Annotated in this window: 1 protein-coding gene; it reads right to left on the bottom strand. The window is 52.6% G+C overall.

What is annotated here, in order from left to right; all coding sequences use genetic code 11:
* A partial coding sequence (locus tag NR073_RS11405) for a hypothetical protein (RefSeq protein WP_256748840.1) occupies positions 1–428 on the bottom strand: 428 nt, incomplete at both ends.

The following is a 428-nucleotide window of genomic DNA, read 5'->3' as shown; positions in this document are numbered from 1 at the left end:
TGGCCGTCTGCCCCGTTAATTCTATTTCCTCCCTCTCTCCCTTCCCTCTTCCCCACTCTCCTTCTTTTCTTCTTCTTTCTCCTCCCTCCCCCTTCCTTTCTCTTTCCTCTCCCTCCCCCTCCTCTTCCCTCCTCTCCTTCTTCTCCCCCTCCTCTCTTTTCCCCTCTCTTCCCCCTCCTTCCTCCCTTCCTCCCTTTTTCCTCCCTTTTCCCTTCCCTTTCTCTTCCCCCCTTTTTTCTCCTCTCCCCTCCTTCTCCCTTCTTCTCCTTTCCTTTTCTCCCCCTTCTCCCCTTCTTCCTCTTTCCTCTTTTTCCTCTTCCTTCTCCCCCCTTTTCTCTCTTTTCTTCCTTTCCCTCTCTCTCCCCTTCTCTTCCTCTTTCCTCTCCCTTTTTTCCTCTCCCTCTTTCTTCTCTTCCTCCTCCTCCCTT

This window comes from Micrococcus sp. Mcc28 (assembly GCF_024519775.1).
Lineage (GTDB): Bacteria > Actinomycetota > Actinomycetes > Actinomycetales > Micrococcaceae > Micrococcus > Micrococcus luteus.
This window is presented reverse-complemented; position numbering and strand designations above follow the sequence as displayed.